A 12,765-nucleotide genomic window follows, 5' to 3' on the forward strand; every position below is an offset into this window, starting at 1 on the left:
CAGCCGGCGTCAGAGGCTCGCGGCGATCTTCTGCCCAGCCGGCGCGAAGCGCCGTCGTTCCTCGGTGAGAAAGCCCGCAACGGCGTCGGCCGGCATCGGCTTGGCGAGATAGTAGCCCTGAACGAAATCGCAGCCGAGGCAGCGCAGGCTGTCGAGTTGCGCCTGGGTTTCGACGCCTTCGACGATGCAGGCGATCTCCATGTCGGCGCACAGGCCCGTCAGCGACTTGATGATCTTAAGGCTGACCGGATTGGTGTCGATATCGGCCACGAAGCTGCGGTCGACCTTGAGCTTGTCGAGCGGCAAGCGATGGACGTGGCTGAGCGACGAATAGCCGGTGCCGAAATCGTCGAGCGAGATGCTGCAGCCCATCACCTTGAGCGCGGCGATCGAGTGCTCGGCACGGGAGAAATCGTAGGTGACCGCGGTCTCCGTGATTTCGAACCCGATGCGGCTCGGCGAGACGCCGCTCGCCTCGATCGCCGAAATCAGGTGCAGGATGCCCTCCGGCGAGCAGATGTCGTGGGCCGAGAGGTTGAACGAGATGCGGATATCCTCCGGCCAGGTCGCGGCCGCGGCCAGTGCCTTGACCAAAAGGATCCGGGTCAAACTGCGAATGACGCCGGTGCGCTCGGCGGCGGGAATGAAGTCGGCCGGCGACACCAGCCCCAGCTTCGGGTTGTGCCAACGCGCAAGAACTTCAAGGCTCCTTGTCCGCAGGCATCTGGTGTCCTTGATCGGCTGGAACGCCAGCCGCATCTCGGCATCGAAATCGGCGGTCCGCAACATGTGCTCGATCACGCCGCGGCTGCGGATTTCGGCTTCGAGCTCGCTCGAGAAGATGATGGCGCCGCCACGCGCATGACGCTTGGCGTGATAGAGCGCATAATCCGCACACTCATACAGCGGCTCCGCGGCCGTTGCCGAGCGCGGGTAGAGCGCAAAGCCCGTCGAGCAGGACAACCCCGTATGCGCCGTATCGAGCTGGTAGGGCAGCTTGATGCGGTCGGTGATCTGGCGGCCCAGCGCAAGCAGATCCTCGTCCGTGGGATCGCCGCCGACCACCAGCCCGAACTCGTCGCCGCCGAGCCGGGCGAGATGAACCTTGGGACCGTAGCTGTTGCAGACCTCGCCAAGACGGCGCGCCGCCTCGATCAGGACGCGGTCGCCGACGGTGTGCCCATAGGTGTCGTTGATCGGCTTGAAGCCGTCGAGGTCGATGATGCCGACGGCGAGTGTCGTGCCGTTGCGCTCGGCCTCGGCAAAGAAGCGCGCGAGCTCAGAGAAGAAGCGGCGGCGATTGGGCAGATCTGTCAGGGAATCCAGATTGGCCAGCCGGAAATTCTCGTCCGACAGAGCCTGCGTCGCCGCCTGCTGCGCGAGCAGCGACTTGCGGCTGGCAACGAGATCAGCAAAGTCGCGGTAGTAGATGAACAGCACCGTGACCATGGCGCCGGAGACCAGAAGCTGGTTCACCGCAATCGCCCGCAAGGCGGGCACGCCGGTCGCCAGGAAATAGACGACGAAGGGACCGATCACGACCAGCGTCACGATCAGGGCCGCCGAGCGCAGATGCATCAGGCAGAAGATGATGCCGATGACGGTGACCGCCATGTAGAACGCCACCTGGCCTTTGGCGAACGGATCGCCATAAGGAAACAACGCGAACGACCAGATGACGAACAAGGCGCCGAGCGGACCGGCAATCCGATTGGTGAAGCGGAGATTGCGCAGAACTTCGGCGTCATCGCAGACGACATTGCGCTGACGCAGCCACCAGATCATCCGGAAGCCAGTCACCGAGCTCAATAGCGCCGGCGTGCTGATGGTGAGCCACGTCGGCGCCAGCGGCAAGAAGGTCGATGCGAGGGCAATGCTGTTGGTGATCAGGATGAAGTAGAGCAGCGGCACCTGCTTCGAGAATGCCTTGAACTGGGCACGCGTGAGCTCCGGATTGTCTGCGGGCACGCGAAACAGATCTCGCGCGCGAGCCACCTCACCTCTCAAGTCCCGCATATTTCCCGCCCCGTCTCAACTACCGACCATCGAGATCACGAGGTTGCGGATCGCGGGTAAAAGCGGAGTTAGGTGCCTTGGCGGGAAAAACAAACGATCGGTTGTAAGCTACCACTCGAAAGGCACTTGAGTGCCTGCCGTTAAGCCGGGATCAACGATACGAGCAAGAGATCGCGTTCCGCCGCCGTCGCAGGCCACGAAGCACGGCGGCTTAACGACGGAGTCGAAACATGTCCTTGGCCGCGACCAGGCCGCCGCCGGCGATCAAGAACGCAGCGAGCGCGATGTTCGCGCTCGGCTGGGCAAAGCCCGCCAGGATCAGGAACGCCGTCGAGAGCAGAGGCGTGGCGTAGGAGGCCGCACCGAGCACGCGGATATCGCCGCGCTTCATGCCGATGTCCCAGGCATAGAACGCAGCCCCGACCGGCCCGACGCCGAGACCGATCACGGCGAGCCACTGCGTCAGTGTCGCCGGCCAGACCGTCGTCTCAAAGGCGACGTGCATGGTCGCCGCGAGCGCTGCCGTCACCAGACAAAAGCCGGCGACTGCATCGGTCGGCACCGACTTCAGCCGGCGCGACAGCACCGAATAGGTCGCCCACACGAAGGCGGCGATGAAGGCCGCCAGCAGACCCGGGACCTGGGCTGCCGCGAAGCTCGCGCCATTGCCGACGAACAGCAGCACGGTGCCGGCAAGTCCGAGTGCGGCGCCGACGACGTGATACGGCGCCAGCCGTTCGCCGGGCAGGAAGGCGGAGAACAGCACGATCAGAAGCGGCCAAAGATAATTCAGCAGCCCGGCCTCCGCCGGAGGGGCAAAGCGCAGCGCCAGGAAGTACAGCGCATGGTAGCCGAACAGGCCGCCAACGCCGACGATCCAGGCGACAGGCGGCTGCCGCAGCGCCTTCATCGCCCCATGCCGACCGATCCAGGTCAGCGTGCCCACCACGCCGCCGATGGCAAAGGTCATGGCGGCGAGCTGAAACGCCGGGACGGTGCCGGTCGCAACGGTCATCACCGCAAGCAGCGACCACATCAGGATCGCGGTGAGGCCGATCAGGGTCGCGGTACGAGAGGACATGGACAACATTGCTCCGTCATGGCCGGGCGAGAGCGCGACGCGCGCCTTCGCCCCTCGGCGATCCACGCCCATGAGCTGCTCAGAGATCGCAAAGACGCGGATGCCCGCGACGAGCGCGGGCAGGGCGAATCATATGCAGCAGACAGTTCGCTTACGCAACGCCGTTCGGCGTCAGGTCATGTACTGGCCGCCATTGATGGTCAGCGTCGAGCCGGTGATGGCGGCGGCGTCATCGGCGGCAAGGAAGACGACGGCGCGCGCGATCTCCTCGGGCTCCCCAAGGCGGCCGATCGGAATCAGCGGCAGGACCGACTTTTCCAGCACGTCCTTCGGCACCGCCTGCACCATCTCGGTGTTGATGTAGCCGGGGCAGATCGCATTCACGGTGATGCCGGCCTTGGCCGTCTCCAAGGCCAGCGCCTTGGTGAAACCGATGTCGCCGGCCTTGGCGGCCGAATAGTTCACCTGGCCGAACTGGCCCTTCTGGCCGTTGATCGAGGAGATGTTGATGATGCGGCCGAACTTGCGCGCGCGCATGCCCTCGATCACCTGGCGTGTCATGTTGAACAGCGAGCCGAGATTGGTGTTGATCACGGCGCTCCACTGCTCGAGGCTCATCTTGTGGAACGCGGTGTCGCGGGTGATGCCGGCATTGTTGACCAGGATATCGATCGGGCCGAGATCGGCTTCGACCTTCTTGATGCCCTCCGCGCAGGCCTCGAACGAGCTGACGTCCCATTTATAGACAGGGATCTCCGTCTCGCTCTTGAACTTCTCCGCAGCCGCATCGTTGCCGCCATAATTGGCCGCGACCCTGTATCCGGCCGCTTTCAGCGCCTTGGAGATTGCCGCTCCGATGCCCCGCGTTCCACCCGTCACCAACGCAACCCGTGCCATGTCGAATCCTTCCCTTGGTGCTCGCTCAAGCGCAACAACTTATAGATGCATATCTGCAACGACGTTGTCACGCTTCACGCCGTTGCCGAATGATGGCCGTTGAGAAAAATTTCGTCATCGACCGGGGATCGCAGCGCTTTGGCTTCTTATCGACGGATTATGCGACGCGTTTGACGGACATCAAGAGCAAAACGCCCGGCGAGGCCGCCGGGCGTTTTCGTTGTTGGGATGCGTGCAGCTGCGAAGCTGATCGCGTGCGCAGTCTGCGAGGTTTTTAGTCGCGCGCGATGCACATCGCGATGCCCATGCCGCCGCCGATGCACAAGGTGGCGAGCCCCTTCTTCGCATCGCGCTTCTGCATCTCATGCAGCAGCGTCACCAGCACGCGCGCGCCGGAAGCGCCGATCGGGTGGCCGATCGCGATCGCGCCGCCATTCACGTTGACCTTTGCCGGATCCCAGCCGAGATCCTTGTTGACCGCGCAGGCCTGCGCGGCGAACGCCTCGTTGGCCTCGATCAGATCGAGGTCGGCGATGTTCCAGCCGGCCTTCTTCAGCGCGGTGCGCGAGGCCGGGATCGGGCCGGTGCCCATGATCTTCGGATCGACGCCGGCCTGGCCCCAGGAGACGATGCGGCCGAGCGGGGTCTTGCCTTCCTTCGCGGCCTGCTTCGCGGTCATCAGCACCACGGCCGCAGCGCCGTCATTGATGCCGGAGGCATTGCCCGCGGTCACCGTACCGTCCTTCTCGAAGGCCGCGCGCAGCTTGGCCATCGCTTCGAGCGTGGCGCCGTGGCGCGGATATTCGTCGGTGTCGACGATGATGTCGCCCTTGCGGCTCTTGACCGTCACAGGGACGATCTCGTCCTTGAACCTGCCGGCCTTCTGTGCGGCCTCGGCCTTGTTCTGGGAGGCCACCGCAAACTCGTCCTGCTGCGCACGGGTGATCTGATATTGCTTCGCCACGTTCTCGGCGGTGTTGCCCATGTGATAGCCGTTGAAGGCATCCCACAGCCCGTCCTTGATCATGGTGTCGACGAGTTCGAGCGAGCCCATCTTGACCCCAGCACGCAGATGCTGCGCATGCGTCGCCATGCTCATGGATTCCTGCCCGCCGGCCACCACGATCTCCGAATCGCCATTGACCAAGGCCTGGTAGCCCAGCGCCACCGAGCGCAGGCCGGAGCCACAGAGCTGGTTGACGCCCCAGGCGGGGCTCTCGACCGGGATGCCGGCGGCGATCGAGGCTTGGCGGGCCGGGTTCTGCCCCTGCGCCGCGGTCAGGATTTGCCCCAAGATGACTTCGGAAACGCGACCGGGCTCGACGCCGGCACGCTCAAGCGCCGCCTTGATCGCGACCGCGCCGAGCTCATGAGCCGGCAGATTGGCGAAGGCGCCGTTGAAGCTTGCAACCGGGGTGCGGGCGGCGCTGACGATGACGACATCGTCTGACATGGGCATCTCCTGACTTTTGCTCTTGGGGACCAGGCTCGGGGACCGGGGAGTCTCTGAAACCTAAATGAAATTGGAGCGGGGCGCTGCAGCGTGCCGGTGGGAACGACGGCAAACCCCGGATTGGCGGATGCGCAATCTCTAGGGCGCATCCTGTTAACGTCGTTGCGGCATGTCAATGAGACAAAGGCCGGTTTCCTGCTGCAGCGCATTCAAATTGGCGCGCCTGTCCGTTTCATAAGCACAATTTGTGCTTTGGAATTAACCGTCGCGCACAAAACCGTAGCCGAACTCTCTCGAACGTGATTACGCTAGTGCGATTGCGTAGCTCGTCGCCCTGCGGCGTAACCGCGGGGTTTCCCGTCCTCGGTCTGAATGTGTGAGCTTCCATGGCGAAATCCGACCAACCCACCACGATCAAGAAATATGCGAACCGGCGGCTCTATAATACCGGGACGAGTACTTACGTGACCTTGGAAGACCTCGCCGCGATGGTGAAGGAGGGAGAGGACTTCCTGGTCTACGACGCCAAGACCGGCGACGACATCACCCGCTCGGTGCTCGCTCAGATCATCTTCGAGCAGGAGAACAAGGCCGGCCAGAATCTGTTGCCCACGACCTTCCTGCGGCAGCTGATCCGGTTCTATGGCGATAGCATGCAGATGGTGGTGCCGAAATATCTCGAGCAGTCGATCGACACGCTGACCCGGGAGCAGGAGAAGTTTCGCAAGCAGATCGCCGAGACCTTCTCAGGCACGCCGTTCGCGCCGCTCGAGGAGCAGGTCCGCCGCAACATGGAGCTGTTCCAGCAGACCTTCTCGATGTTCAAGCCGTTCGCTCCCGCACGGACGGAAGAGAAATCGGCCGAGCCGGCGGCCGGCGGTGACAACATCGACGACCTGCGGCAGCAGATGAAGGAAATGCAGGAACGCCTCGATCGCATGTCGAAGGAGCCGCCGAAGCAGGAGGAATAGCCTCGGCGTCGCTTCCGGCCGAGGCCAGGCCTCCTGGGGCTATGGGCGGCTGCGCCGCCGCGCGGCGACCAGCAATCTCCCGCGCGACGGGCTGCCCTGCATGTGTCCCGCATCGCGCGCGCATGCGCCGGCATGGAACGATGCCGCCGATCGAGGTCATCCCGCGGCGGGCAAGATTTCTCCAGCCGCGGACCGCCACGGGCACGCGATCGAGGCGAGCCCGATCAGCCGTCCCTGGATGTAGTCGCAGCCCCATTCGCGCAGGAGCGCGGCCGACTCCTCGTCCTGCACCCATTCCGCAACCGTCTTGATCTGCAGCCGGCGCGCCAGATCGACCAGCGTCTGCACGAAGGCGCGGTCGTCGGCGGAGCGCGCCAGGTTCTGCACGAAGGCGCCGTCGATCTTGACGATATCGACACCGAGCTTGCGCAGGTTGCGGAACGAGGTGTAGCCCGCGCCGAAATCATCGATCGCGATCCGGCTGCCGAGATCCTTCAGTCGGGTGACGAAACCTCTGACATCGTCGATGTCCTGGATCTCGACGGTCTCGGTGATCTCGACCACCAGCCGTTCGGCAACGCCCGGATGCGCACGCATCAGAAATTCGATCGAAGCCCACCAGTCCGGGTCCATGGTGGTCTCCGGGGAGATGTTGAGGCTGAGCCGCACGTTGGGCGCGGCGGCGAGTTCGGCGATGACGAGCTCCAGCACCCGGTGATCGACCAGACGGATCAGCCCAAGGCGCTCGGCCACCGGCACGATGTCGGGCGCGTGCAGGACCCGCCCGTCGTCCTGCCGCATCCGCACCAGGCATTCATAGAACGCCGACTCGCGGGTGTCGGCCGCGACCACCGGCTCGAAAGCGGTGACGATGCGCCGCTCGTTGAGCGCCGTGACGATCTGGTCGGTGACGCGGATATTGACCTTGCGCTGGGCGTCGCGCTCGACGTTCGGCCGCCACACGGCGAATGAGCCGACCCGACGCCGCTTGGCGCCGTCGAGAGTCTCATGGGCGCGGTTGATGGCCTCGTCGGCGGTGCGCGCGTGACGCGGCACGCTGACCGCGCCGATCGTCACGGTCACCGCGACGGGGCCGGATTTGGTGGGCACCACGTCGTCGCGCACCGCGGCCAGAAATCGCTCGGCCGCGATCGTCATGTCGTCCATGGTGCAGTTCTTGAGGATCAGCCCGAACTTGTTGCCGGAGAAACGGCCCAGCACATCGCCGCTGCGCAATCGGGCCCGAATCCGTTGCGCGACCTCCAGGAGCACGCCGTCCGCAACATCGAAGCCGAACGCGTCGTTGAGGCGCGCCAGATGATCGACGCCGACCAGCATGAAGGCGCAGGAAAAGCGGAAGCGCTGCGCCTCCTCGATCGTCGCCGCCAAGGTGGCGATCAGGTGGCTGCGGTTGAGCTCGCCGGTGAGCGGATCGTGCTGCGAGAGCTTGATGAGCTGCTCGTCACGGGCGTGGCGCTCGTTGTTGATACAGACGACGCCTTGCGCGCGGACTGGACGGCCGTCGGCATCCGCGAACCAGCAGCCGGTCTCCTCGACCCAGAGCAGCGGCGCGCCGGTATGGGCGCGGACACCATATTCGATCCGGTAGGGTGTGCCGCCGGCGCCGTGCAGCGGCGGCGACTGCAACAACACCTCGGAGCGGATCGCTTGCTGCGGCTCGATCAGCTTGGCGAAATCGGCGCCGCGCGACAGCTGCGGCAGCGCGATATCGGGAAACACCGCACCGACATGATCGCTCCAGACGATCACGTCGGCGGCGATATCCCACACGAAGGCGGCCTGGCCGACCGAAGCCAGAATCATCGAGGTTTGCGGCACATCGGCTGTCAAGATCGCCTCGTTTCGGGACACGGCCGGTCGCGATCGCGGCCTCACAATCGGTTACGGATGACCGGCATGCGGCGCATATGGCCGCAGCGGTCTTGCGAATCAGCCTACGGACATCTGGTTAATGAGAACATTTTCTTGCGACAGGCCATTTGCAAGCCCCGGTGCCGCAGGCGTAAGCTAAAAAGGGAGGCGCCGAAGGAACAAACGCCCGTGAAATAACGATAACTCCGTGAGCGGCATTGCTCTTGCGAGAGTTCGGGAGGAAAGGATCCGGCGCCCCAGAATAGAACAGTCAGGCCGGATTTGGTTGGACGATGTTAACGATCGACCGGAACGAGACGGCTAGGCAGGACGGCGAATCGCGCGAAAGCGTCGCGCTGGTTCCGCTCGTCCATGGACCGGAATTCCGATCTCCGCCGCGGCGCTCGGTCAGGCCAGATGCCAGTTTCGTGACCCATTTGATCGCTACGGCCGAGCAGGTCCCGCAGACCCGCCATCTGCGCCGCGCCGCCACGGCCGACGCGCTCTCCGCCTATGCGACGCATCAGCATCCCACGGTCAGCGCCGCCGGGCGGACCCGGCAAGTCATCTAGGCAATCCCTTTCAGGTAAGCGCCGGCGCCGCTTCAGGGCTTCGGCGCGGCCGGCGCCTGCTCGTGCTCTTTCGCCTGGTCCGGCGCGTCAGCGTTCGGGGCCGGTTCAGTCGCAGCCGGGGTGGCGATGCGCGGATCGGGATGAGCCATCAGCACGGATTCGGCGACGGCTGCCGCGGCCGGCACCTCGATGTCCGGCGGCGCCGGTGCGGGCTCGGGCTCGGGCTCGGCATGAGCGGCCGGTGCCGGGACGACCGAGCCAGGGACATCCGCCGCACCCGCCGATTCTGCGACCTGTGGCTCCGGTTCAGCCTTGGCCGGCTCAGACTTGGCCGGTTCGGGCTTGGACGCAGACGCAAGGACGGGTTCAGTCCGAACCACCGGCGCGGCTGCAAGCACGGCCGCTGCGCGGCGGCGCTTCGTGCGCAGGCCGACGCCTGCGAAGAAGTCCACCATGGCCAGCAGCGCCAGCAGGAAGAAGGTCGAATTACCGAATTTCGGCCACATCACGAATTCGGCCGCAGCGCCGCCGGCGACCAGCAGCGAGAGCAGATGATCCGTGAGATATTTGCCGTGAGGCCGGGCGGCCTTGATCACTTCGAGCCACAGCAGCAACACCCCGAGCGCAAGCAGGATGTCGCCCAGCGACACCGTCCACGTCTCGCCCGAAACCAGCCGCACCTGGATCAGCGTCTCGCCGAAGCCGACCCCCGGCATCAGGAAGGCGATCATGTTGTAGATCGCCAGCGGGATCAGCAGCAGCGGAAAACCGACCATGGACATCGGTGACGCCTTCAACCGCGCAAGGGATCAGCACCTGCGCATTTCCAAGGACCGGGGACGGGAATACGACGGGCTCGTCCGCGAATGCCTTACGCGCAAAGGTCCCGGCGAATGGACTCGCACGGGACCGCGCTCAACCCGTCGGCGCCGCGTTCCGGCGGGCGACAAGCCCGCCGCATGGGCACAGACGATCAGGCGTCCTTTTTCTTCAGGACCTGGCGACCCTTGTACATGCCGGTCTTGAGATCCAGGTGGTGCGGACGACGCAGCTCGCCGGAATCCTTGTCCTCGACATAGGTCGGCTTCTTGATCGCATCGGCCGAGCGACGCATACCGCGTCGCGACGGCGACGTTTTTCTTCTGGGGACGGCCATATCCGTATCCTCTAGGGGTAATCTCTTATGGCATCAGCGGAACATCGTCGCGTGGCGACGGCCGCAAGCGCAAGCGCCGGCGAGCCCCGATGCCGATTAAGGCCGGGCTTATAGAGGATGAGGTCCCGTAAAGCTAGCGCCGTTTACGGCAATTTCGGGCAAATTCGCGCGTTCGCGCTCATCGGCCCCCGCCCCAACAGGTCTGAAGCGCGGGTGATTGCCCCCGCGCCATGTAGGTCATGGCGAGCCGGCGTACGCCCGGACCCGGATTCCGTGCGCTGCGTTTGACCGGGTTGGGCAGGATCGAAGCCAATAGCGCCGCCTCGCGCGGCCCCAAACCTGCTGCCGACCGGCCGAACGCATAGTTTGCGGCGGCCTCGGCCCCGAACTGGCCGGACGGGCCGAGTTCGGCGACGTTCAGATACAGTTCCAGGATTCGCCGCTTCGGCAGCACGGCGTCGATCCAGAGCGCCAGCGGCAGTTCCAGCGCCTTGCGGACGAAGCTGCGCCCTGGCCATAGGAAGAGGTTCTTGGCCAGCTGCTGGGTGATGGTCGAGCCGCCGCGCGTGACTTCCCCCTCCTCGGCATCATCCACGACCTCGCGCAGCGCACCCCAATCGACACCGTGATGGCTGCAGAATTTAGCGTCCTCCGCCGCAACCACCGCGCGCGGCAGGTAGGGCGACATCGCCGACAGATCGATCCAGCGCCGTTCGACCGGCCTGCCGGTCACCGAGCGCCACAGCATCAAAGCCGACATCGGGTGTCCTGTCGCATAGAACGGCGTCAGCCCGTAAGGCACGAGCAGCACCAGCAGGACCATGGCAAGGAGCGTTCGGAGCGAGCGCAAATTGAGGTTTCGCGGGGCTAGTGGAGCATGATCGGATGGTCGTCCGTCGCGATTATCCGATATCTCCATGAAATTTCCTGCCTTTTTCGGACAATCGAGGCCAAGTGTCGCGCTCGCGCCCGCAATTGACGAAGTCGGCGTCATCAACGATTGTCCGGCGAATTTTTTGCCTCTGGAGCACTACTTGATGACCGCGACGGCCCTGACCGACTTCACCCAACGCCTGGACAAGACCGCGGAAGACACCGAGGCCCTGCTGGGCGAATTGCTGTCGGACGCGCCGATGCAAGACGAGATCGTGCGGCCGAAGCGGCTGATCGAGGCCATGCGCTATTCAAGCCTCGGCGGCGGCAAGCGGCTGCGTCCGTTCCTGGTGGTCGAGAGCGCGGCGGTGTTCGGCGTGCCGCGGCAGGGCGCGCTGATGGCAGGCGCCGCGCTCGAATGCATCCATTGCTACTCGCTGATCCATGACGATCTGCCGGCGATGGACAATTCCGACCTGCGGCGCGGGCGGCCGACGCTGCACAAGGCCTATGACGATGCCACCGCGATCCTCGCGGGCGATGCGCTTCTGACGATCGCGTTCGACATCATCACCCGCGACGAGATCCATCCCGATGCCGGCGTGCGGCTGGCCCTGACCCGGGCCCTGGCACGCGCCTCCGGGATCGGCGGCATGGCGGGCGGGCAGATCCTCGATCTTGCCGGCGAAGGCCGGTTCGGCGATCGCGAGCCGGTCGACGTGGCGCGCCTGCAGCAGATGAAGACCGGCGCGCTGCTGCGCTTCGGCTGCATCGCGGGCGCCCTCCTCGGCCAGGCCTCGGCGCAGGAATATCAGGCGCTCGATGATTTCGGCCGCGCGCTTGGCGAGGCCTTCCAGATCGCCGACGACCTGCTCGACGTGGAGGGCGATGCGGCGACGCTCGGCAAACCGGCCGGCGCCGATGCCGAACTCGGCAAGACCACCTTCGTCACCCAGCTCGGGATCGACGGTGCCAAGCAGCGCGTGCGGGACCTGCTCGCGCGCGGCGATGCGGCGCTCGCGATCTTCGGCGCCAAGGGCGACGTGCTGCGCGCCGCCGCGCGCTTCGTGGCCGAGCGCAAGAACTAGAGCCCGCGCGGTGCCGATCCAGCCAGAGCACAAGGAAGACCCCGCGCTCGCCCACTTCACCAGGCTGCCGATGGCGCTGCGCGTGGTCTATGCGCGGCCGCGCACCTTCATTGCGCTTGGCATCGCTATATTCTCGTTCTTTGCGCTGCCCGGCGCCTGGCGAGTGATGACCCGGCTCCTGCTCTGCTGGGACATCTTTGCCACGCTCTATCTCATGCTGGTGGTGCTCATGATGCTGCAATGCGAGCATCAGCACATCCGCCGCAACGCCATCAAGCAGGACGATGGCCGCTTCGTGATCCTGATGGTGACGGCGCTCGGCGCCTTCGCCAGCATCGTCGCGATCGTGTTCGAGCTCGGCGCTTCCAAGCGCGGCGCCGTCGAGCTCACGCTGGCGACACTCACTGTCGCGCTGTCCTGGGCCATCGTGCACACCACCTTCGCCCTGCATTATGCGCACGACTATTATCGCGGCAGCAAACCGGGCGGCCTGCAATTCCCGAGCGGCGAGAGGCAGGATCACGCCGACTACTGGGATTTTGTCTATTTCTCCTTCGTGATCGGCATGACCGCCCAGGTGTCCGATGTCGGCATCACCGACAAGGTGATCCGACGCACCGCGACCGTGCACGGCATCATCTCGTTCATCTACAACACTGCGCTGGTCGCGCTGATGGTCAACATCGCCGCAAGCGCGATCTCGAACTGATTCAAGAGGCGGGGTGCGGCCTCCCACGCCCGGAATCGGAGAGGGCCAAAACCGACGCTGCCGCAACAGCTGCGCCG

The 12,765-nt window shown here is 65.0% G+C and carries 12 protein-coding genes; 4 read left to right on the top strand and 8 right to left on the bottom strand.

Going from position 1 to position 12,765, the window contains the following annotated elements; translation table 11 throughout:
* Positions 1–9: 9 nt before the first annotated feature.
* From QX071_RS02175 to QX071_RS02190, 4 genes are all read right to left on the bottom strand, one after another.
* Positions 10–2,016, bottom strand: coding sequence for a putative bifunctional diguanylate cyclase/phosphodiesterase (locus tag QX071_RS02175; protein ID WP_315702491.1), 2,007 nt, complete (start codon positions 2,014–2,016; stop codon positions 10–12).
* A 211-nt stretch (positions 2,017–2,227) separates the two neighbouring features.
* Positions 2,228–3,097: a DMT family transporter gene (locus QX071_RS02180; RefSeq protein WP_315702490.1), complete on the bottom strand. Its 870-nt coding sequence runs from the start codon at positions 3,095–3,097 to the stop codon at positions 2,228–2,230.
* 171 nt (positions 3,098–3,268) lie between these two features.
* A complete protein-coding gene (gene phbB / locus QX071_RS02185; protein ID WP_315702489.1) occupies positions 3,269–3,994 on the bottom strand; it encodes an acetoacetyl-CoA reductase in 726 nt (241 codons plus the stop codon).
* 274 nt (positions 3,995–4,268) lie between these two features.
* Complete coding sequence (locus QX071_RS02190; RefSeq protein WP_315702488.1) at positions 4,269–5,447, bottom strand: acetyl-CoA C-acetyltransferase; 1,179 nt, start codon at positions 5,445–5,447, stop codon at positions 4,269–4,271.
* Positions 5,448–5,833: 386 nt separating this feature from the next.
* Here QX071_RS02190 and phaR point away from each other — a divergent pair, with 386 nt between their 5' ends.
* A complete protein-coding gene (phaR, locus tag QX071_RS02195; RefSeq protein ID WP_315702487.1) occupies positions 5,834–6,418 on the top strand; it encodes a polyhydroxyalkanoate synthesis repressor PhaR in 585 nt (194 codons plus the stop codon).
* 156 nt (positions 6,419–6,574) lie between these two features.
* Here the strand turns inward: phaR and QX071_RS02200 are convergent, their stop codons facing one another.
* Positions 6,575–8,269 carry an EAL domain-containing protein gene (locus QX071_RS02200; RefSeq protein ID WP_409977466.1) on the bottom strand — a complete coding sequence of 565 codons (1,695 nt, stop codon included), beginning with the start codon at positions 8,267–8,269 and terminating at the stop codon, positions 6,575–6,577.
* Between the two features lie 449 nt (positions 8,270–8,718).
* Between QX071_RS02200 and QX071_RS02205 the strand changes: the two genes are divergently transcribed.
* Positions 8,719–8,862, top strand: a complete 144-nt coding sequence (locus QX071_RS02205; protein ID WP_315702486.1) for a hypothetical protein — start codon at positions 8,719–8,721, stop codon at positions 8,860–8,862.
* Between the two features lie 32 nt (positions 8,863–8,894).
* On the opposite strand, the gene QX071_RS02210 is transcribed toward QX071_RS02205, so the two are convergent.
* The 3 genes from QX071_RS02210 to mtgA all read right to left on the bottom strand — a co-directional run bounded on the left by QX071_RS02210 (position 8,895) and on the right by mtgA (position 10,937).
* Positions 8,895–9,644: a hypothetical protein gene (locus tag QX071_RS02210; protein ID WP_315702485.1), complete on the bottom strand. Its 750-nt coding sequence runs from the start codon at positions 9,642–9,644 to the stop codon at positions 8,895–8,897.
* A 191-nt stretch (positions 9,645–9,835) separates the two neighbouring features.
* Complete coding sequence (rpmF, locus tag QX071_RS02215; protein WP_006610266.1) at positions 9,836–10,018, bottom strand: 50S ribosomal protein L32; 183 nt, start codon at positions 10,016–10,018, stop codon at positions 9,836–9,838.
* A 178-nt stretch (positions 10,019–10,196) separates the two neighbouring features.
* On the bottom strand, positions 10,197–10,937 hold the full coding sequence (gene mtgA, locus QX071_RS02220) for a monofunctional biosynthetic peptidoglycan transglycosylase (protein ID WP_409977467.1): 741 nt from the start codon (positions 10,935–10,937) through the stop codon (positions 10,197–10,199).
* 118 nt (positions 10,938–11,055) lie between these two features.
* Between mtgA and QX071_RS02225 the strand changes: the two genes are divergently transcribed.
* Positions 11,056–11,979, top strand: a complete 924-nt coding sequence (locus QX071_RS02225; RefSeq protein WP_315702484.1) for a farnesyl diphosphate synthase — start codon at positions 11,056–11,058, stop codon at positions 11,977–11,979.
* Between the two features lie 70 nt (positions 11,980–12,049).
* On the top strand, positions 12,050–12,688 hold the full coding sequence (locus tag QX071_RS02230; protein ID WP_409977478.1) for a DUF1345 domain-containing protein: 639 nt from the start codon (positions 12,050–12,052) through the stop codon (positions 12,686–12,688).
* Positions 12,689–12,765: the final 77 nt, after the last annotated feature.

It is taken from the genome of Bradyrhizobium sp. SZCCHNS1022 (assembly GCF_032484835.1).
GTDB lineage: Bacteria > Pseudomonadota > Alphaproteobacteria > Rhizobiales > Xanthobacteraceae > Bradyrhizobium.

Coding starts and splice junctions, on each gene's coding strand:
- QX071_RS02230 (WP_409977478.1), top strand. CDS start 12,050: ATGGCGCTGCGCGTGGTCTATGCGCGGCCGCGCACCTTCATTGCGCTT.
- QX071_RS02180 (WP_315702490.1), bottom strand. CDS start 3,097: ATGTCCTCTCGTACCGCGACCCTGATCGGCCTCACCGCGATCCTGATG.
- QX071_RS02210 (WP_315702485.1), bottom strand. CDS start 9,644: ATGTCCATGGTCGGTTTTCCGCTGCTGCTGATCCCGCTGGCGATCTAC.
- rpmF (WP_006610266.1), bottom strand. CDS start 10,018: ATGGCCGTCCCCAGAAGAAAAACGTCGCCGTCGCGACGCGGTATGCGT.
- phbB (WP_315702489.1), bottom strand. CDS start 3,994: ATGGCACGGGTTGCGTTGGTGACGGGTGGAACGCGGGGCATCGGAGCG.
- QX071_RS02225 (WP_315702484.1), top strand. CDS start 11,056: ATGACCGCGACGGCCCTGACCGACTTCACCCAACGCCTGGACAAGACC.
- QX071_RS02175 (WP_315702491.1), bottom strand. CDS start 2,016: ATGCGGGACTTGAGAGGTGAGGTGGCTCGCGCGCGAGATCTGTTTCGC.
- mtgA (WP_409977467.1), bottom strand. CDS start 10,937: ATGGAGATATCGGATAATCGCGACGGACGACCATCCGATCATGCTCCA.
- QX071_RS02190 (WP_315702488.1), bottom strand. CDS start 5,447: ATGTCAGACGATGTCGTCATCGTCAGCGCCGCCCGCACCCCGGTTGCA.
- phaR (WP_315702487.1), top strand. CDS start 5,834: ATGGCGAAATCCGACCAACCCACCACGATCAAGAAATATGCGAACCGG.